Source organism: Klebsiella sp. 2019SCSN059 (genome assembly GCF_021739525.1).
Taxonomy (GTDB): domain Bacteria; phylum Pseudomonadota; class Gammaproteobacteria; order Enterobacterales; family Enterobacteriaceae; genus Klebsiella; species Klebsiella quasipneumoniae.
Map to the genome: position 1 here is coordinate 1 of NZ_JAKKOM010000017.1, position 19,919 is coordinate 19,919.

Below are 19,919 nucleotides of genomic sequence, written 5' to 3' on the forward strand. Positions count from 1 at the left end.
GTAAGGCGCAGCCGCCACCCGGCACAAAACCGGCTCCGTGCCCGCTGTCCTTGCCCGGCGGCGCTGCGCTTGCGCGGACCTACTGGCAGTCAGACCCGGACAGGTAGGCCGGGAAAGGCGCAGCCGCCAACCGGCAAAAAATCGGCGCACGTGCTCCATGCCTCTGCGGAGGCATTTTTTACGTCCGTCTGGCAAACCTGACAAATAACCTGGCAAGAGCAAACAAACGCCCCGGCGCCGCGGGCTGGTAGCTTAAGGGTGACAAAGCCGACATTCGCAGCGGCATAAGACAACACAACAATAAGATGAGGTCATCATGGCAAACGGCTTGAAATTTTCCCCTCGTAAAACCGCGCTGGCGCTGGCCGTGGCGGTGGTTTGCGCCTGGCAATCCCCGGTTTTCGCTCACGGCAGCGAGGCGCACATGGTGCCACTGGATAAAACGCTGGAGGCGTTTGGCGCTGACGTGCAGTGGGACGACTATGCGCAAATGTTTACCCTGATAAAAGACGGCGCTTACGTCAAAGTGAAGCCCGGCGCTAAAACCGCGATCGTCAACGGCAAAACCCTTGATCTGCCGGTGCCGGTGGTGATGAAGGACGGTAAAGCCTGGGTCTCCGATACCTTCATCAACGACGTGTTCCAGTCCGGTCTCGACCAGACCTTCCAGGTGGAAAAGCGCCCTCACCCATTAAACTCGCTCTCGGCAGCGGAAATCAGCGACGCGGTGACCATTGTCAAAGCCGCGCCGGAATTCCAGCCTAATACCCGGTTTAGCGAAATTTCCCTGCATGAGCCGGATAAAGCGGCGGTATGGGCCTTCGCCCTGCAGGGCACGCCGGTGGATGCGCCGCGCACTGCCGATGTGGTGATGCTGGATGGCAAACAGGTGATGGAGGCCGTGGTCGATCTGCAACACAAAAAAATCCTCTCATGGACGCCGATCAAAGGCGCCCACGGCATGGTGCTGCTCGATGATTTCGCCAGCGTGCAGAACATCATCAACGCCAGCAGTGAATTCGCGACGGTGCTGAAAAAGCACGGGATTACCGATCCTGGAAAAGTGGTCACCACCCCGCTCACCGTCGGCTACTTCGATGGCAAAGATGGCCTGCAGCAGGATGCGCGCCTGCTGAAGGTGGTCAGCTATCTCGATACCGGCGACGGCAACTACTGGGCGCACCCGATTGAAAACCTGGTGGCGGTGGTCGACCTGGAAGCGAAGAAAATCATCAAAATCGAGGAAGGCCCGGTGATCCCGGTGCCGATGGAACCGCGGCCGTATGATGGCCGGGACCGCAACGCCCCGGCGGTGAAACCGCTGGATATTACTGAACCGGAAGGCAAAAACTACACCATTACCGGGGATACCATTCACTGGCGGAACTGGGATTTCCACCTGCGTCTTAACTCGCGCGTCGGGCCCATCCTCTCGACGGTGACCTACAACGATAACGGCAAAAAACGCCAGGTGATGTATGAAGGTTCCCTCGGCGGGATGATCGTCCCCTACGGCGACCCGGACGTCGGCTGGTATTTCAAAGCCTATCTGGACTCCGGCGATTACGGCATGGGCACCCTGACCTCGCCGATTGTACGCGGCAAAGACGCGCCGTCGAATGCGGTGCTGCTGGATGAAACCATCGCCGACTACACCGGCGCGCCGACCACCATCCCGCACGCTGTCGCCATCTTCGAGCGCTACGCCGGGCCGGAATATAAGCACCTGGAGATGGGCAAGCCCAACGTCAGTACCGAGCGCCGGGAGCTGGTGGTGCGCTGGATCAGCACCGTCGGCAACTACGACTATATCTTTGACTGGGTATTCCACGACAACGGCACCATCGGTATCGACGCCGGCGCCACCGGGATTGAGGCGGTGAAAGGCGTGCTGGCGAAGACCATGCACGACCCTAGCGCCAAAGAGGATACCCGCTACGGAACGCTGATCGACCATAATATTGTCGGCACCACCCACCAGCATATCTATAACTTCCGTCTCGACCTCGACGTGGACGGCGAAAACAACACCCTGGTGGCGATGGACCCGGAGGTGAAGCCCAACACCGCCGGCGGCCCGCGCACCAGCACCATGCAGGTGAATCAGTACACGATCGACAGCGAACAGAAAGCGGCGCAGAAATTCGACCCGGGCACGATTCGCCTGCTGAGCAACACCAGCAAAGAGAACCGCATGGGCAACCCGGTCTCTTACCAGATAATCCCTTACGCCGGCGGCACCCATCCGGCGGCGACCGGCGCCAAATTCGCCCCGGACGAGTGGATCTACCATCGTCTGAGCTTTATGGATAAACAGCTGTGGGTGACGCGCTACCACCCGAGCGAACGCTATCCGGAAGGCAAATACCCCAACCGCTCCGCTCACGATACCGGGTTAGGCCAGTATGCGAAGGACGATGAGTCGCTGACGCACCAGGATGACGTGGTGTGGATCACCACCGGCACCACCCACGTGGCGCGGGCTGAAGAGTGGCCGATCATGCCAACCGAATGGGCGCACGCCCTGCTGAAGCCATGGAACTTCTTTGACGAAACGCCGACCCTCGGCGAGAAGAAACAGTAATCTTAACCCACGGTGAAATCGAGCAGGATTTTACCGCCTCTTCCCGGCTGGCCGGCGGCGGCAATCGCCTCCCGCCAGTCGTTCAACGCCACCCGCCGGGCCGGCGGTTGCGTGGTCGTCGGCAGCCGCTGCCAGATCTCGTCGAAGGCCGCCCGCCATGCCGCCACGCTGAGGCCAGGCAGCGCCTCCCGCAGATGAAACTTGCGCACCGCCGCGCTGGCGCGCGTCTGGATCAGCGGCCGTCCGGATAATAAGCCATAGGAGATCAGGGTCGATGACGCGGGCAGCACCGACAACAGCGTGTTCCCCAGCTCCCCGCCCACCGCGTCAAACACCAGATCGCTATGCTGGCTGACCTTCTCCACCAGCGCCCGGTCGGCCTCAAGGATCGGATAGATCCCGGCCAGCTCCAGACGCGCCCGATGCTGCGGCGAGCGAATAATCCCGCTTACCGAACGGGCGCCCATGGCCAACGCCCACTGCCCCAGCAGGCTGGCGCAAGAGGAGGCGGCGGCGGTCAGCACGATCTGTTTCCCGGCAACCGGCCAGCGTCTGAGCATCAGCATCGCGGTCAGCGGATTGATATACCCGCGGGCGGCCAGCAGATCGTCAACCGCCGCGGGAACCGGCACCAGCCAGGTCTCATCCAGATCGATAAACCGCTGCCAGGTGCCGCCCCCGCGCAGGGGCAGCACCCGCTGGCCCGCGGTCAGTCGGCTGCCGAACGGCGCGGCGACCACCTCGCCAAGGCCTTCGTAGCCGGGCACGGCCGGCAGTCGGGTACGGTGGCGATAGGCGCCGGTAATGGGGATCAGATCTGAGGGATTCACCGGGGCATAGCGCATCCTGACCCGCACCCGTCCGCCGGCCAGCGGCGCCAGCGGGGTGCGTTTCAGCGATAGCACCGCGGCCGGCGGCCCGTAGCGGTCATAAACAATGGCGTCATTGAACATCGACAGGCTCCAGACAACGAAAGGCGGGATCATAGCAGATCCCGTCCGCAGCCGCTTACGCCGGTGGCCAGACCTGGGGGAACAGTGGCGAATCCAGCGGGTCGCCGTCCCGCAGAGTCAGTTCGGGGAACGGCGGCGAGGTCACGCCGCCGCGGTCGGCAAACGCGGCGTCATCCCCCACCCAGCGGGCGGAGAAGACCCGTCGCGCCCGCGCCCCGGGGTTGCCGCGGGCGCCATGGACGGTGCGAAAATGGAAGGCCACCGCGTCCCCCGGCTCCAGCGCCCAGCTGACGATATCGTACTCATCCTCATGGGCGTCGATATCCGGCAGCGCGCTGAACCGGGTGTGCTCGTAGAGCTTTGTGCCATTGAAGCGGGTGGGACTGTACTCCGCCTCCCAGCGATGCGACCTGCGAATGCAGCGCAGCGAGGTGGCCTCCGCTACCGGGTCCAGCGGGATCCAGAAGCTGACGTTCTGCCGGCCGGAGACGCAATAGTACGGCTGATCATGATGCCAGGGGGTGACCGTGCTGCCTCCGGCGGGTTTGACCAGCGTATGCTCATGGAAAAATTTCGCCGTCTGCGACTGCATCAGCGCCGCGGCGATCTCCGCGGCCGCCGACTGGAAGACAAACTCGCTAAACGCCGGGATCCGCGACCAGTTACAGTAATCCTGAAAGAAAGGCGGCGAGCCATCTTTGGGGATCACCGTGCGCGCATGACCATATTCGCTGGGGCTGGCCATCAGCGCCGTGACCCCCTCAGTGAGGCGCTCAACCCAGGGGGTAAAAACGCCCTTCAGTAATACCACGCCATCCGCCTGCCAGCGGTCGACAGTCGCTTGATCGATATGGGGAGAGTGTTGATTGTGCATCGCTTGGGTTCCTGTGTGGGTGGATCAGGTAAGCGGTTCTGCGGGCTCGGCGCGCATCCAGGCGCACAGCTGGCCCAGCATCGTCATACAGCGTTCGGTCTGGTCGATGCTGACGTACTCATCGGCCTTATGGCCCTGGGCCATGCTGCCCGGCCCGCAGACCAGGGTCGCGACGCCCATCTCATCGAACAGCCCCCCTTCGGTGCCGAACGCCACGGTGGAAAACCGATCGCTGCCGCACCACTGCGCCAGCCAGCGGGCGAAGTCGGACTGCGGATCGCTGAGCAGCGGCGGGTAGTGGCTCAACAGCTGAAACTGGATGTCGCTCTCACCGCCGACCCGGCGCATCTCCGGCAGCAGCCGGCGGCGGGCGTAGGCCGCCAGCGCCTCGGTGACCGCTTCGGGACGCATCCCCGGCAGGTAGCGGATCTCAAAATCAAAGCGGCAGGACTGCGGGACGATGTTCAGCGCGGCGCCGCCCTGAATGGTGCCCACCTGCAGAGTGCTGAAGGGCGGCGAGAAGCGGCTGTCCTGCTGCCGGGCCAGACCCGCGCCCAGCCGATCCAGGCGGTTAATCAGCCTGGCCGCGTAGCGGATGGCGTTCACGCCCTGTGGGGCATAGGCCGAATGGCAGGCCTGGCCCTCGATGCAGCAGCGCATGGCCAGTTTGCCTTTATGACCGAACACCGGCTGCATCTCCGTCGGCTCGCCGATGAGGCACAGCGCCGGTTTCTCCGGCGAGGCCTGCAGAAACGCCACCAGGCTACGCACGCCGAGACAGCCGACCTCTTCATCATAGGAGAAGGCCAGATGCAATGGCATCCGCAGCGGCGCCGCCAGAAAGTCATCCACTGCCGCCAGCACGCAGGCGAGAAAGCCCTTCATATCGGCGCTGCCGCGGCCGTAGTAGCGGCCATCGCGCTCGGTCAGGCTAAACGGCGGCACGCTCCAGTCCTGCCCGTCCACCGGGACCACGTCGGTGTGGCCCGAGAGCATCACCCCGCCGCCGCCGGACGGCCCCAGGCGGGCGTAGAGATTGGCCTTACCGCCCGACGGGTCATAAAAGCGGCGGGACGCCACGCCGCGGGCGGCGAGAAAATCGGCGATCCAGTCGATCATCGCCAGGTTCGAATGGCGGCTGGTGGTATCAAAGGCCAGCAGCGCGGCAAGGATCGCTCCCGGCGTGTTATTCATCGCCAGGCACGCCATAGGCCGGCGCCTCGCGCGGGTCGAGCGCCCGGGTAATATAGGCCTCCATTTGCGGCTCCCACGCCAGCCACAGCTGCTCAAGGGCCGCCAGCGGATCCGCCTCCGCCCAGTCAATGCGCAGGTCGACCACCGGCCACGGGTAATCATCCACCACCTTCACCGCCGCCGAGTGGACCGGGCCGGCCTCGCCCCCGGCGACGATCCCGGCGCGCAGCCCGGCCAGCAGCCGGCTGGCCAGCTCACCGGTGGCGGCCTCAAAGGCGCCCACCATCGCGGCGATCACGCCCTGACTGGCCAGCATATTGCCCGCCGCCACGCAGTTATCCCCCGCCAGGGCGCCGCCGATCCCGAGGGTGAACTCCCCGCTGAACACCGCTGTGTCGCCGTTGGCGTCAATCGCCGCGACCTGGCGATATTCGCGGAAGCGATCCTCCGCCAGAGCCTGTTTCATGGCCTGCTCAACGCTGGCCCCCGCCTCGATCGCGCTGAGGATCTGCGGCCCCAGCGACGGCAGGGTAATATTCTGGCTGGAAACCGCCCCCACGCCGGGCAGCAGCCATGGACAGCGCGACCCGACGGCCATGCTCGATGAACTAATGGCGATGCCCAACTGACCCGTTTCCGGGCAGCGGGCGGTAAGGGAGAGGGTCATTCTGTCGCCTCCCCCTGCCAGTCGTCGGGGATCACCGCCGTGACGTCAATCTCCATCAGCCACTGCGGCTGCGCCAGGGCCGACACCACCACCCCGGTGGAGATGGGGAAGACCCCTTTCAACCATTTGCCCACCTCCTGATAGACCGGCTCGCGATAGCGGGGGTCGATCAGATAAGTGGTGGTCTTGACGATATGCGAGAGGTCGCTGCCGGCCTCTTTCAGCAGTTGTTCGACATTCTTCATCGCCTGCTCCGCCTGGGCCCGCGGGTCGCCGAGGCCGATCAGGTTGCCGGCGAAATCGGTGCCGACCTGGCCGCGAACGTAGACGGTATTCCCCGCCCGCACCGCCTGGCACAGATCGTTATTCAGCGCCTGGTTTGGGTAGGTCTCTTTGGTGTTAAACATGCGAATACGGGTATGGGTTGGCATCAAAGCACTCCTTCAGGAATCGGTTATCAGGACGGCTGGTAGCGCTGATACTGGCGCTGAATGGCGATCTGGTCGGCAATATATTTGGCATCGTGCCAGACGCCCCAGATAAAGGTGGACCCGCGCCGCGACAGCCACGGCAGGCCGAGGAAATAGACCCCCGGCTCCGTCGACACGCCGCGGTGATGCTGCGGCCGCTGCGCGTCATCGAAGGCGTTGACCTTCAGCCAGCGATAATCGGTGGTATACCCGGTCGCCCAGATGATGGCGCCGATCCCGGCCTCGGCCAGGTCGAGGCTAAGCAGCGGGTCGCTGACGCAGGCCGGGTCGGGCAGAAAGTCACGGGCGGAGGGCTCTTCGGGCAGATCCAAACCGTTGCGCGCGACCCAGTCGTCGGCGGCGTCGAGCAGCGCAAGATAGGAGGCATCGCCGCGGCGGATATTCTCGGCCAGGTCGGGGTGGAACAGTGCCCTGGCGCCTTCAAAGCCGCGAGTCTGCCCCACCAGGGTGACCCCCTGATGCGCCAGCTGGCGAAAATCGACGGTATGGCCGCCGCGCGCGCCGCTCACCGCGATAGTGACATGCTCTTTCCCCGGCGCATTGGCCGCAGCGTCCCACATCCCCAGCACGCCGAGCCACCAGCAAAAATCGCGCTGGCGATAGCGACGCGGCGGCCGGTCGTGCGCCCCCACCGACAGCCACACAGCGCGTCCGGCACGCTGTAGCTCATCGGCAATCTGCACGCCGGAGGATCCGGCCCCCACCACCAGCACGCCGCCCTCCGGCAGCTGCTGCGGATTAAAATAGTGCGCCGAATGGAGCTGCTGAATAGCCTCACTCTGCGGGGCGATGGCCGGGATCGTCGGGCGCTGAAAGGGTCCGGTAGCCGCCACGATCCGCTGCGCCTCAATCACCCCCTCTGAGGTGTCGACACGAAAGCCCGGCCGCCCGGCGAGGCGTTCGGCGCTGTACACCTCCACCCCGGTGCGGATCGGTGCATTGAAGCTGCGGGCATAGGCGGCAAAATAGTCCGCAACCTGCTCTTTGCCGACAAAGCTGTCCGGCGGGCAGTCAGGGAACACCATCCCCGGAAACCGATCGTGCCAGGCCGGGCCGTTGGCCACCAGCGAATCCCAGCGCCCGCTGCGCCAGGCCTGGGCAATACCCTGTTTCTCCAGCACCAGATGGGGGATATCCAGCCGGGTCAGATGCTCGCTCATGGCGACGCCCGCCTGCCCCGCGCCGACCACCAGGGTATCGATCTCGGTTATCTGTTCAGTCATTTCTCTATCCTTCAAGCACAGTTGCCGACGAGGTCGCCGGAATTGACGGCTTTCAGGTTATTTAACTGTGACGAATTGGTAAAATATTATAAAACGATCGACTGAATAGAATTTTACGAGGCTGAGTGGCGACAGAAAAAATAACGCCTGCCGGATCGACAGGCATTATTTCAGCCGTGAGAGGGGGTTAATTCGATACTGCGACAATAATCCATAAACAGTTGCGTCGGCCGAGTCGGCTCATTATTAGCGAGGTGCGCCATAATTAAGGTTGAGGCGGGCATGTCGTCGGCAATATCCCGCTGCACCACCCTTTCGCCATCGTAGGTCATATCGCAGCAGGGCCGGGTGACCAGCACCGAAAAACCGAGCCCCTGGCCGACCATACAGCGCACCATTTCGATAGAGGGGGAGCTGTAAGCCACTTCCGGGTGATAGCCCTTTTCCTTAAAGATGGAGATGAAATAATTTTTACTCGGGACCGCATCGAGGAGGATCATCGGCTCGCGACTCAGCTCCTGCAGCGTCACCTGCGCCTTTTGCGCCAGCGGATGCGCGGCGGGCAGCAGCGCGTAGGGTTTATGCGGGGCATTAAGCCGCTCTTTATTGATCGAGTGGCCGAGCTCCAGATCATAGACCAGCGCCAGGTCGAAGCGGCCGCGGTGCAGGCCATGCATCAGCTCATGCTGTTCGCCGTCATACAGATGCAGCGTAATTTCCGGATAGCATTTCTTAAACCCGGCCACCAGCTTCGGCATATACAGCGGGGCCACCGACTCAAAGCAACCGATGGAGATCATGCCAGAAACCAGCTCTTTATCCGCTCGTGAATTCTGCTCAAATTCCCACGACAGGCGCAGCAGCTCCTTCGCTTTATCGTAGATCCGCCGACCGCTGGAGGTGAGCGAGACGCCCTGCGCATGGTGGCGAATAAACAGCTGCTGGTCGAAGGTGCTCTCCAGATTCTTAATGGCAATGGAAATCGACGGCTGCGCAATGTGCAGTTGGCGGGAGGCCTCGGCGATACTCTCCGTCTCCACCACGGTGACGAAATATTTGAGCTGCTTCAGGGTAAATCGGTTCATAGCATCACCATTGATAAAATATGGTCCGGCGCACGCGGGGAATAGTTTTCCTCTAAGTCCCAAGCAATCCGCGTGCCACCCGCGAAGAATGGCGGCGCATTGCCCGCCAGGGGGCGATATTATTTTTTCTCCTCCCGCGCCGGCGCGGTTTATTTCCCCGTTTGCACCATCATGCATCACGCTGCACATTGAGCAGGCAGAGGTCGCCCCAGTTTCGCGCAAAATAACCTGTCTGCATAAAATGGCGTTATTGAATTACAGCTATTGTTTTTAAATTGTTTACGCAAAGTGTCCTGATAATCACTTTAAATTCCATATCGTTAATAACGCTGTATAGTTTTTTTAAACTTAAAGACCAAAAATTTACTAATTGCCTCTGAAAGCATCCTGCCAGCATAGTGTATTCGCACGATGAACACCGGCGGCTCCCCATTAATGCACAGCCGAGCCGCTTTCATTTAGGTTAATTATGACGAGTGAAATAGCCCATGACGTTTAACTGGAACTACATGTTAAGCCTGCTCAGCGATGCCGATTTTTGGTGGGCCACCTGGACCGTCATTAAATTAAGTCTGCTGACCTGGGGCTGCAGTATTGTGCTCGGATTTATTCTGGCGCTGGCTAAACAGTCGCCGCGCGGCTGGTTATCCACCCCTGCCCGGCTGTATATCTGGTTATTTCGCAGTATGCCGCTGCTGGTCCTGCTGATTTTTGTCTACAACATGCCGCAGGCGCTGCCCTCCTTCGCGCCGGTGCTGAACGACCCCTTCTGGGCCGGCCTGCTGGCGATGGTCCTCAGCGAAGCGGCCTATATCGCCGAGATCCATCGCGGCGGGCTGCTTTCCATCCCCCGCGGGCAGAGTGAAGCCGCGCGGGCCCTGGGTTTGCGCTACGCCGGGATCCAGTGGCGGGTGATCATTCCCCAGGCGCTGCGCGTCGCCCTGCCGGCGCTGGCCAATGAGTATATCGCCATCGTGAAGCTCAGTTCGCTGGTGTCGGTGATCTCCCTGACCGAAATATTGATGGTCGGCCAGCAGCTCTACTCGCAGAACTTTCTGGTCATGGAGACCATGACCGCCGTGGCGTTTTATTACATCTTTATCGTCACGGTGTTCGATTTTCTGCTGAAACGGCTGGAGAACTACCTCGATGTCACCCGACGCGACACCGCCCGGCCGGTGGATGCCGAGATGCAGCAGTTGGCGACCGCCCGCCGCCCGGCGATGGCGCGCAGCGTCTCCCAGGGCCATGAGCCGGCGCTGCAGGCCTCTAAGCTGCATAAGGCCTACAACAACGTCGAAGTGCTGGGGGCGGTGAGCCTGCAGATCCAGCCCGGCGAAGTGGTGTCGGTCATCGGCCCGTCGGGCTCGGGAAAAACCACCCTCATTCGCCTGCTGAACGGTCTTGAGCAGATCGACAACGGCGAAATTCAGATTAACGGCCAGCCCTTTATTCATCTCGACCGTCAGGGGCAGCAGAAGCCGCGCTTTATGGAGAATGCCGAACACCGTCTGAATATCGGCATGGTGTTCCAGAGCTTCAACCTGTTCCCGCATCTGACCGTGTTCGGCAATCTGCTGCTGGCCCCGCGCTATCACCATCTGGCAAGCGACGCGGAGCTGCGCCAGCACGCCTGCGAGCTGCTGCACAAGGTGGGCATGCTGGAGCACGCCTGGAAGTATCCGCACCAGCTCTCCGGCGGTCAGCAGCAGCGGGTGGCAATCGCCCGCGCCCTGATGATGCGTCCGCAGATCATGCTGTTCGATGAGCCCACCTCGGCGCTGGATCCGGAAAAAGTGAATGAGGTGCTGCAGGTTATCGAATCCCTGGCCCATGAAGGCATCACGATGGTCATCGTCACCCACGAGATGAACTTCGCCTTCAAAGTGTCTGACCGGATCGTGTTTATGGAGAAAGGCCGGGTGGTGTGCGATGACACGCCGCAGGCGATGCGCAGCGGGCAACACCCGCGGGTCGAGGCCTTTCTGAAAGATGTTTCTCTGGCTTAACTATCGGGACGTGAAGAGGAAAAACTATGATTGCGCAGTGGCAAATTGAGCAGTTTCATCAGCAGGGTTATCTGGTGGTCGAAGGGGTGCTTTCCGCCGCCGACATCGCCACTCTGCAGAGCGATTTTGACGGCTGGGTCGAGGAGAGCCGCCGCCACGCGTCGGCGTGGGGGGAAACCCTCGACGGGCGGCCGCGCTTCGATATCGAGCGCGACCATGCTCCCGACCATCCGTCGCTGCGCCGGGTCGCCTCCCCGACGGAGATCTCCGAAGCGTATCGCCATACTGCGCTCAACTCGCGGATGGCGACCATCGCCGCGCAGCTGATCGGCGGCAGCGGCACCCGCTTTCACCACAGCAAAATTAACTCCAAGCTGCCGCACACCGCCACCGAGGTGAAATGGCATCAGGATTTCCTCTTCACCCCGCACAGCAATGACGACATCATCACCGCCCTGCTGATGGTCAGCGAGGTGACGCCGGAGAATGGCCCGCTCAACGTGGTGCCGGGCAGCCATCAGGGGCCGCTGTGGTCCCACTGGCAGGAGGGGCGCTTCACCGGAGCGGTGGATGACGAGGTGGTGACGACTCACTGCCAGCAGCCGCAGGCCTGTTTTGGCCCGGCGGGCTCAGTCTGCTTTATGCATACCCGCCTGCTGCACGCCTCCAGCCCCAACGAAACCGCCCTGCCGCGCACCCTGTTCATCAGCGTCTACGCCGCCGAGGATGCGCTGCCCTTCGGCGAAAACCCGCTGCCGAGCCGCCATGCCGGCCAGCTGGTGGCCGGGGAAGAGAGCGGTCTGGTGCGCAGCACCGATAACCAGCTTCGTCTGCCGCAGAAGCCGCGCGGCGCTTCGTTTTTTGTTCAGCAGGCCGGTGCCGATCGCGCCAGCATGTAATTCGCCCACACTCCGGAGGTTTTATGACACGCTTTTTCGCACCACGCCCGCTGGCTCTGCTGCTCTGCGCAGCGGGGGCTCTGACATCCCTGAACGCGCTGGCCTTCCAGCAAAGCGGCAAGATCACCGCCGGTTCGGACATGACCTTTTTCCCTTACGAGTATATGGAGAACAATAAGCCGGCGGGGTTTGATATTGAACTGCTCGACGGCCTGGCGAAGAGCATGGGCCGCGAGGCGGTGAATATCGATACCCGCTTCCCCAACCTGATCCCCGGACTGCAGGGCGGGCGCTTCGATATCACCAACTCGTCGATGTACATTACCGCCGAGCGCCTGAAGGTGATCGACATGGTGCCGTACCTGAAAAGCGGGGAAGCGATCCTCGCCCGTAAAGGGAGCGACTATCAGCCAAAGACCCCGGAAGACTTCTGCGGGCATAAAATCGGCTCGATGGGCGCCACCTCGTGGCTGGCGCAGTTGCAGAAGCTTTCCGCCGACTACTGCGTGAAGAAGGGGCTGAAGCCGATTGCGCTGAGCGTCTATACCACCGACCCGCAGACCACCCAGGCGCTGCTGTCGCGCGCAGTGGATGCGCAGATCACCGACGCCGCCGTGGCGCGCGGAGTGGTGGAAAAGCTGGGCGACCGGGTGGTGATCGCCTCTGACACCCTGATCTATCCGGTGCTGAACGGCTTTGGCGTTAAAAAAGGCAACACTGAGGTGAAAACCGCCCTTGAAGAGGCGCTGAAAAAATACAGCGCCACGCCGGAATACGCCGCTCTGCTGAAGAAATATCACTTCCAGGCGCCGACGGCAGAGGATCTGCAGACCCTGATGCCAAAAGCGGAGTAATGCCCATGCGCGATACCGATGAAGAGCAGATCCGCATCGACCTGGCGGCCACCTTTCGCATCATTGCCCATCTTGGCATGCATGAGGCGGTGGCCAACCATTTCAGCGCCGCGCTCTCCGCCGACGGGAAGACGTTTTTACTGAACCCGAAGTGGAAACACTTTTCGCGCATCCGCGCCAGCGATCTGCTGGTGCTGAACGCCGATGATGAAAGCTGCGCCGCGCGCCCTGACGTCGATGCCACCGCGTGGGCTATTCACGGGCAGATCCATCAGCGGCTGCCGGACGTGCGGGTGGTGCTGCATCTGCACCCGGTGTACACCACCAGCCTCGCCTGTCTGGCTACGCCGCAGATCCTGCCCATCGACCAGAACACGGCCCGCTATTTTAACCGGGTCGCCGTCGATACGCTGTACGGCGGGATGGCGGACACCGCGGCAGAAGGGGCCCGGCTGGCGGGGCTGCTGGCGGATAAACGCCGTCTGCTGATGGGCAACCACGGGGTGCTGGTGACCGCCCCGACCATCGGCGAAGCGTTCGACGATATCTGGACCCTGGAGCGCGCCTGTCAGATCCTGATCACCGCCTGGTCAACCGGCCAGCCGCTGAAGGTGCTGTCAGACGCGGTGGCGGAAAAAACCGCCCAGGACTGGGAGAAGATTGCCGATTTCTCCCGGCAGCACTTTGCCGAGATGAAGCAGTTGATGATCGACCTCGATCCCTCCCTGGTGGACTAACCCCGCGCCAGCCCGGGTCAGCCCGGGCCGTCGCTGGCCGCCGCCAGCAGCGGCACGATGATATCGCTGAGCGGCGTCGGTATGCCGTGCTGACGCCCGCGACGCTGCACCACCCCGTTACGAATATCCCACTCCAGCGGTCGGCCATGCAGGCGATCGATCAGAATAGAGGTGCTCAGGTCGGCAGGCGCCCGATGAAAACCGGCGATGATCTCCTCCGGCACGCTGTCGCTCAGGACGGCCCCTTCCGCCCGCGCCACCTGCAGGCATTCGCGCAAATAGGCCAGTCCGAGAGCGGTGATCTCCTCCCGGGCGAACATCCCGGCGCGTCGTCCGGTCAGCACCATCAGTCCGGCGACGGCGTTCTGCAGCAGTTTACGCCAGGCCACGGTGGTAAAATCGGCCGCCAGCTCCACCGCGCAGCGGGTTCCCGCCAGCGCCTGCTGCACCCGCTCCGCCCCCGGCAGGTCCGGCAGCGTCAGTCGCGGCGCGGCGCGCAGCCAGACGGAAGCATCGGCGTCGCGCTGCGCCGGAAACCAGACCACCGACGGCAGCACCGTCGCGCCGCCGGTCAAAGGGGCAAACTGCTGGCGCTGCTCGACGCCGTTTTGCAGCACGCATACCACGGTGTCCGGCGAGCACAGGGCCGTCAGCCAGGGGGCGATGGCCTCCGTCTGGGTGGCCTTCACCGCGACAAACACCAGGTCGAAGGGGGCGGCTATCGCCGTCGGGTCGGTAAGCACCGGGCCGGGGACCACGATCTCACCCTCATCAGTGCGCAGCACCAGCGACGTATGGGCAGTGCGCCCGCAAACCACCGGCGCCCTTCCCACCGCAAACAGGGCGGCGGCGATAGTCGTGCCGATGGCGCCGGGACCAATTAGTGCAACCTCAGGAAATGCTGTCATGCCGAAGACCTCCTCATCATTCACCGCCCTGCGCGGGCAAAGATTGCCCTCCACAGTAGCGAGAAAGCGCGGAGGTCGGCAAGCGGGATGTCGGGAAAAGCGATGCGCCTTCCCCGACGGAGGGCTAGTAACGCACGCAGACCGATTTGGTTTCGCACCAGCCGTCGAGCCAGTCCGGGCCGAAATCGCGACCGGTACCGGACTGCTTCATGCCGCCGAACGGCAGGTTGGCGTCAATCAGGGTATGGCTGTTGACCCATACCGTCCCGGCCTGCAGGCGGTCGGTATAGATGAGAGCCTGAGTCAGGTCGCGGGTCCAGACGCTGGCGGTCAGGCCGAAATCGCTGTCGTTGGCCAGGCGCAGCGCCTCCTCGCCGTCAGCCACCCGCACCAGGTTCACCACCGGGCCAAACACCTCCTCGCGGGTAAGGCGCAGCCCGGCGTCCGGGTTGACCACCAGCGTCGGCGGAATATAGTACCCCCCGGCATCCGGCCCGGCGCTGCCGCTGATAAGCTCCACCTTCTGCTGGCGGGCCTCTTCGAGGTAGGCCGCCACCTTGTCGCAGTGGGCCCGGGAGACCACCGGGTTGATCTGCGCCGTCTCCTGCATCCCCGGTCCCACCTGCAGCGATTTCACCGCCTGCTCGAAACCGCTGACCAGGGTGTCAAACAGCGGCGCTTCAATGTAGATCCGCGAACTGGCGGCGCAGACCTGTCCCTGGTTGAGGAAGCTGCCGGTCATCAGCCCCTCAATGACCCACTGGGGATCGGCGTCTTTGAGCACAATCGCCGGGTTCTTGCCGCCCAGCTCCAGCGTCACGCGGTTCAGTCGGTCGGCGGCCACCCGCGCAATCTGTTTCCCGGTGGCCGTCGAGCCGGTAAAGCTCACCTTCGCCACCTGCGGATGCGAGGTCAGCGCCGCGCCGCAGCCGGCGCCGCTACCGGTGACCACGTTGAACACCCCGTCAGGAATGCCCGCCTGGGTCGCCAGCTCCGCCACCCGCAGCAGGGTCAGCGGGGTGGTTTCCGAGGGTTTGATGACGATCGAGCAGCCCGCCGCCAGCGCCGGCATCACCTTCCACATACCGATCATCAGAGGGAAATTCCACGGAACGATGCCCGCCACGACCCCCACCGGCTCTTTTTTGGTCCACGCCTGGTAACGGGCCCCTTGCGGGAACGGGATCGAGACGTCCAGCGTCCGGCCGCTGATTTTGGTGGTCAGCCCCGCCGTGTAGCGCATCCAGTTCAGGGTGCAGCCGACCTCGAAGGCGCGGGAGATGGCGATGGATTTACCCTGCTCAAGGGTCTCCAGCTGCGCCAGCTCCTCGCCGTGCGCCTCCACCAGATCGGCAAAGCGCAGCAGGATGCGCTCACGGTCGGCCGGGGTGCGACCGGCCCAGCGGCGATCGACGAAGGCGCGCCAGGCGGACATCACCGCCCGGTCGACATCCGCCGGGCTGGCGTCGGCGGTGGTGGCGATCGCCTGCCCGGTGGCCGGATCCCAGACGGTTAACCGGTTTTCGCTCTGCGCGGCGCAGGGAGCGCCGTCGATATACAGGCCATGCTGACGGTCTAAAAACTGCTGGACGCTGGCAAGCAGCGCTATCTGAGAGGTGGACATACCCTTTCCTTATTCTTCGCGGATAGTGCTTTCAGTCTATGTCCGGTTGGCGGCTGGCGCTTTTTTCTCTGTGACATTCGTTTGCGCCGCTGTGACAGTCGCCGCAATTCCGTCGCCTGCCCTGACAGAAATGTGCCGCAGGTAATAGTATCATTTTACAAAAGAAATAACCTTGTTATAATCAACCACTTAGCAGTATCAGGAGGTTGAAATGACACTGGCATTCAGTTACGTAAGGTTCAGTACCAAGCACCAAGCGTCAGGTACTTCGTTAGAACGGCAGGTAAATGCTTCTAAGCTGTTCTGTTCACAAAATGGACTAACTCTGTCCAATCAGTCTTATCATGACCTAGGCATCTCAGGGTTCAAAAACGTCAGACGCCCAGAGCTAGAGCAAATGCTTGAAGCCATTCAAACTGGTGATATCCCATCAGGCAGTTATATCTTGATTGAGGCGATTGACCGATTAAGTCGTAAAGGAATCAGCCATACACAAGACATCCTGAAGAAAATCCTTCAGTACGACGTTAAGGTCGCGTTCGTTGGTGAAGATGCCAAAACACTTCAAGGACATATTCTCAATAAAGACTCTTTGAACGATTTAAGCTCAGTGATATTAGTTGCACTAGCAGCTGATTTAGCGCACAAGGAGTCATTAAGAAAATCAAAACTTGTTAAAGCTTCAAAGGCTATTGCCCGTGAAAAAGCTGCTGATGGTGAAATCCTTCCCGGTAAGTCAGTGTTCTATCTTGATTATGACAGGAAGAACAAAAAGTACGTGTTCAACAAACGTGTTGATTTAGCGAGAAAAATAATTCAAATGCGTCTTGAAGGAAAAGGCGTTAGAAAGATTGCCCGCATACTAAATGAAGAAAACATTCCTGGTCCAACTGGAAAACAATGGTACCAGATGTCAGTAAAGAGGTTGTTAAAAAGCCCAGTTCTTTACGGAGCTTATCAGACACACCAGATTATTGAAGAAAAATACATTCCTGTTTCATTGATTGAAAACTACTACCCTGCCCTGATTGATTATCAAACATTTTCACAAATTCAATTTGATGATAAACGAGTATCAAAAGGACGACCATCAAGACACAAATTCAGTGGTGTTCTTTATTGTGAATGTGGTGCTGTTCTATGCAGGAAAGTTAATACATCAGTAACCAAAAAAGGAATTAAAGAGTATCAGTACTTTAATTGCTTCGGTGCATTTGAAAGCAGGTGTAAGAACAACAAAGCTATTAGAGACCTTCATATACCTCTTGAAAAGGCTATTGATAAACTACAGATTAAAACTCGTTCAGTTAAGAATATTAAGAATGAACAGATAATAGCTAAGCGTGAAAAGATAGACCAACTGAACAAAATGCTTCTTGAATTGGAAATGCCTCCAGTTTCTGTACTTAAAACGATAAGTGCGCTGGAGAAAGAACTACAAGAACTTCTGGAGCAACCAGATGTTCAACCAACAAAATCAACAGATGTCAAGACATTAGTTGCAATAAAAGACGCTGAACAGTATAATCTATACCTAAAACGTTTAGTTAAAAGAATAACTATCTTTCAGTTGAATGGTCCTAAGAATATCAGGATTAAGATTGAAAAAACTGACGGGCATTATCAGAGCTTTATAGTTAATAACGGCAAGATAATGTTAAACGCAGATACTAAAGCTCTACAAGAGCATTTACGTAAACTAAAAGAAGGAACTACAGATGAGTGAGCATAAGATAAACTATCTTAGCGATGAAGAAGAACGAGAGCTTCAAGAGTATCTTAAAAATAGAACTCCTGAACAAATAGCGTCTGATGAAATGGGATGCCCTAAGGATAAACTGAAGTCGTTTCTATGGGAACGATACGAGAAAATTCAAAGAGGTGAAAAGGTAGAACCACTTAAAAAATTAAGCCCTGAAGAAAATAAAAAACTAACTGAAGAACTTGAACAAATACTTGAAGATTTAAAGAAATAAAAAAGGGACCGCAAGGTCCCTTTATTTTAGTTGAAAGTAATACGCAATCATCCTAAATCCTTTATGGATAAATTCTGTCTTGCCAAAACAATAAGCCTCAACATCGCCAAAGAGATACTGGCTATTGACCGTGACTTCTTGGTACTCTTTAAAGCGATGCAAAGGTTTTTTCTTTTGTGTACTTACAACAAATACGTCTTTATCGTTCAGTAAGTTCTTTTTAAACCGTTCAATTTTGATATCAGCGCAATCATACAGAAGTGTCATACTTTCTGGGCAAATTCCATTGATAGTAATATTTTTAAGTTCGTCTTGAGAATATGTAGGGAAGTTCATATCAGCTCCTATAGATTATACTGATATTTATTAACGCAGTCCCGAAACTCTATTGACAGTCTTAAGAATATCTTGACTAATCTTATCCCAACTACCTATCGTTTTACGTCTTGACTGATTTCGTTTGAACACAGCGATTAATCGTTTGTTTCGTCTTGCATTTGTCCTGATCAAAATAGTACGTTGTTGTCCGTCCTTTTTCTGTTTAACAACAGACATATTACGTTTGGTTTTCAACCCAGGAATATTACCGAACTGGTTCTTAGAACCTTGAACACCTGTTGGAACAAACTTATTAATGGGACGTGGATTATCAATCAAATGACTAAGATAATCAGCCTGAGTATCCTTGATGTATATCCTATTCTTTGAACCGTACTTATCATATCTAAAGCTAAACCCTACTGCATTTTTGGTAAAATTAACTGGACCTTTAACGCGTCTGTTGATTTTACGTTGAAGTTCTACAGATGCCAGTTTAGATGCTTTAGTTACTTTCTTACTGAATACGTCTGTTTCCTTTATTTTCCATTTTGATAAGTCATTTTTAACAGTTTTTAATTTAGCCATTAGAAACCTATAGTACCAATAGTAAGAAGGAATTTAGTTGCTTCATCAATAAGAATGACTGGTGCTGGAACACCGAAAGCGGTAAGTAAAGGAACGATAACCATGTTATAGATTACTGAAGCAGCTATAACGAATAGCATTCCAGATTTGATATTAGACGCACACTCCTTGAGGTTTATTTTCATATTTTGACCTTAGGTATTTCTTATACCTATGAGTTAGTTCTTGCTTTGTCCCAGAAGCTTCCTGATGACACTCTAAGAGCTTTTGTCTCATTGTATTAAGGTTCATACGGCTGAACCGTTTAATGAGGTCTGGGATTAACTGAGGGTGTCTAGGATTAGCTGTATAATCAGCCTCCAGATAAAAAACAAGATTTTTAAGAAAATCTATATAGCCGATTTTCCCGGCAAGACCAGAGCGTTCAAACTGATGCTTAATACGCCCTTCAAGAACATTCGCTTGACCTAACAGAAGCCCCCTGCATCTTCCTGCACCGGGTCCATCAAGTTTATGGTCATGGTCAAGATGTGCTTTATTAACGTCTTCAATTAGAACACCAGTTAGAGCACATCGTTTGTTCTGTCTTTTATATAACTCTTGTTTGTAATCAGGAATGTCTTTTCTTTTAATCATTACGACCTTCTATTCTTGCTAGTTGAATTTCATTTCCACGGGTCCTTTCTTCAACAGTCCGAATTTCTGTACGAATATCTCCTAATGCATCTTTAATTTCATTAAGACGCTCAAGATAATTCTTACTGTTAGTACTATTAATATCTAATTTCGACTCGATAGCTGCCATACGTCTTTCGAGGTCTTCTTTATTAGAGTACTTTCTTCTTATCTCAGACATTCCCCATGTTATTAATCCTCCCACAAGTGAAGCAATCGCAAGATATACAGTGATATCTCCTATCATAGTCTTGCCTCAG

At 58.1% G+C, this 19,919-nt stretch carries 20 protein-coding genes; 7 read left to right on the forward strand and 13 right to left on the reverse strand.

Annotated elements, in window-relative coordinates; genetic code table 11:
- Window positions 1–316 precede the first annotated feature (316 nt).
- A complete protein-coding gene (tynA, locus tag L2I46_RS17370) occupies window positions 317–2,584 on the forward strand; it encodes a primary-amine oxidase (protein ID WP_064154698.1) in 2,268 nt (755 codons plus the stop codon).
- Between the two features lie 2 nt (window positions 2,585–2,586).
- Here the strand turns inward: tynA and L2I46_RS17375 are convergent, their stop codons facing one another.
- The 7 genes from L2I46_RS17375 to L2I46_RS17405 all read right to left on the reverse strand — a co-directional run bounded on the left by L2I46_RS17375 (window position 2,587) and on the right by L2I46_RS17405 (window position 9,071).
- Window positions 2,587–3,570 carry a zinc-dependent alcohol dehydrogenase family protein gene (locus L2I46_RS17375; protein ID WP_074423194.1) on the reverse strand — a complete coding sequence of 328 codons (984 nt, stop codon included), beginning with the start codon at window positions 3,568–3,570 and terminating at the stop codon, window positions 2,587–2,589.
- Window positions 3,571–3,592: 22 nt separating this feature from the next.
- Entirely contained in the window at window positions 3,593–4,411 is an 819-nt protein-coding gene (locus L2I46_RS17380) for a phytanoyl-CoA dioxygenase family protein (RefSeq protein ID WP_236948065.1), read from the reverse strand.
- 24 nt (window positions 4,412–4,435) lie between these two features.
- Window positions 4,436–5,620, reverse strand: a complete 1,185-nt coding sequence (gene argE, locus L2I46_RS17385; protein ID WP_406943777.1) for an acetylornithine deacetylase — start codon at window positions 5,618–5,620, stop codon at window positions 4,436–4,438.
- The gene (locus tag L2I46_RS17390; protein ID WP_044522615.1) at window positions 5,598–6,272 is read right to left on the reverse strand and encodes a DUF1028 domain-containing protein; all 675 of its coding nucleotides are present in this window, start codon (window positions 6,270–6,272) and stop codon (window positions 5,598–5,600) included. Before L2I46_RS17390 ends, argE begins: the two co-directional genes overlap by 23 nt.
- On the reverse strand, window positions 6,269–6,703 hold the full coding sequence (locus tag L2I46_RS17395) for a RidA family protein (protein ID WP_044522612.1): 435 nt from the start codon (window positions 6,701–6,703) through the stop codon (window positions 6,269–6,271). The genes L2I46_RS17390 and L2I46_RS17395 overlap by 4 nt, the downstream gene beginning before the upstream one ends.
- Window positions 6,704–6,729: 26 nt before the next feature.
- A complete protein-coding gene (locus tag L2I46_RS17400) occupies window positions 6,730–7,986 on the reverse strand; it encodes a flavin-containing monooxygenase (protein ID WP_102002224.1) in 1,257 nt (418 codons plus the stop codon).
- A gap of 170 nt (window positions 7,987–8,156) precedes the next feature.
- A complete protein-coding gene (locus L2I46_RS17405; RefSeq protein ID WP_004204026.1) occupies window positions 8,157–9,071 on the reverse strand; it encodes a LysR substrate-binding domain-containing protein in 915 nt (304 codons plus the stop codon).
- 488 nt (window positions 9,072–9,559) lie between these two features.
- On the opposite strand from L2I46_RS17405, the gene L2I46_RS17410 reads away from it, so the two are divergent.
- From L2I46_RS17410 to L2I46_RS17425, 4 genes are read left to right on the forward strand one after another with little or no spacing between them, the layout of a single operon-like run.
- Window positions 9,560–11,080 carry an amino acid ABC transporter permease/ATP-binding protein gene (locus L2I46_RS17410; RefSeq protein ID WP_023289441.1) on the forward strand — a complete coding sequence of 507 codons (1,521 nt, stop codon included), beginning with the start codon at window positions 9,560–9,562 and terminating at the stop codon, window positions 11,078–11,080.
- Window positions 11,081–11,106: 26 nt separating this feature from the next.
- Window positions 11,107–11,979 (forward strand): phytanoyl-CoA dioxygenase family protein, encoded by an 873-nt coding sequence (locus L2I46_RS17415; RefSeq protein WP_065882212.1) that lies wholly within the window; start codon window positions 11,107–11,109, stop codon window positions 11,977–11,979.
- Window positions 11,980–12,002: 23 nt separating this feature from the next.
- On the forward strand, window positions 12,003–12,833 hold the full coding sequence (locus tag L2I46_RS17420) for an ABC transporter substrate-binding protein (RefSeq protein WP_032452632.1): 831 nt from the start codon (window positions 12,003–12,005) through the stop codon (window positions 12,831–12,833).
- Between the two features lie 5 nt (window positions 12,834–12,838).
- Window positions 12,839–13,570: a class II aldolase and adducin N-terminal domain-containing protein gene (locus L2I46_RS17425; RefSeq protein WP_032452631.1), complete on the forward strand. Its 732-nt coding sequence runs from the start codon at window positions 12,839–12,841 to the stop codon at window positions 13,568–13,570.
- A 17-nt stretch (window positions 13,571–13,587) separates the two neighbouring features.
- On the opposite strand, the gene L2I46_RS17430 is transcribed toward L2I46_RS17425, so the two are convergent.
- A complete protein-coding gene (locus tag L2I46_RS17430) occupies window positions 13,588–14,478 on the reverse strand; it encodes an oxidoreductase (RefSeq protein ID WP_048334934.1) in 891 nt (296 codons plus the stop codon).
- A 124-nt stretch (window positions 14,479–14,602) separates the two neighbouring features.
- Window positions 14,603–16,102, reverse strand: coding sequence for an aldehyde dehydrogenase family protein (locus L2I46_RS17435; RefSeq protein ID WP_072420307.1), 1,500 nt, complete (start codon window positions 16,100–16,102; stop codon window positions 14,603–14,605).
- Between the two features lie 211 nt (window positions 16,103–16,313).
- On the opposite strand from L2I46_RS17435, the gene L2I46_RS17440 reads away from it, so the two are divergent.
- Window positions 16,314–17,828, forward strand: coding sequence for a recombinase family protein (locus tag L2I46_RS17440; protein ID WP_236948066.1), 1,515 nt, complete (start codon window positions 16,314–16,316; stop codon window positions 17,826–17,828).
- Window positions 17,821–18,078 carry a hypothetical protein gene (locus tag L2I46_RS17445; RefSeq protein WP_236948067.1) on the forward strand — a complete coding sequence of 86 codons (258 nt, stop codon included), beginning with the start codon at window positions 17,821–17,823 and terminating at the stop codon, window positions 18,076–18,078. Before L2I46_RS17440 ends, L2I46_RS17445 begins: the two co-directional genes overlap by 8 nt.
- 21 nt (window positions 18,079–18,099) lie before the next feature.
- Here L2I46_RS17445 and L2I46_RS17450 read toward each other — a convergent pair whose 3' ends face one another.
- The 4 genes from L2I46_RS17450 to L2I46_RS17465 form a co-directional block, all read right to left on the reverse strand.
- A complete protein-coding gene (locus L2I46_RS17450) occupies window positions 18,100–18,414 on the reverse strand; it encodes a hypothetical protein (protein ID WP_236948068.1) in 315 nt (104 codons plus the stop codon).
- Between the two features lie 30 nt (window positions 18,415–18,444).
- The gene (locus L2I46_RS17455) at window positions 18,445–18,984 is read right to left on the reverse strand and encodes a hypothetical protein (RefSeq protein WP_236948069.1); all 540 of its coding nucleotides are present in this window, start codon (window positions 18,982–18,984) and stop codon (window positions 18,445–18,447) included.
- Between the two features lie 153 nt (window positions 18,985–19,137).
- A complete protein-coding gene (locus tag L2I46_RS17460) occupies window positions 19,138–19,620 on the reverse strand; it encodes an endonuclease domain-containing protein (RefSeq protein WP_236948070.1) in 483 nt (160 codons plus the stop codon).
- Window positions 19,613–19,906 carry a hypothetical protein gene (locus L2I46_RS17465; protein WP_236948071.1) on the reverse strand — a complete coding sequence of 98 codons (294 nt, stop codon included), beginning with the start codon at window positions 19,904–19,906 and terminating at the stop codon, window positions 19,613–19,615. Before L2I46_RS17465 ends, L2I46_RS17460 begins: the two co-directional genes overlap by 8 nt.
- Between the last annotated feature and the right edge of the window lie 13 nt (window positions 19,907–19,919).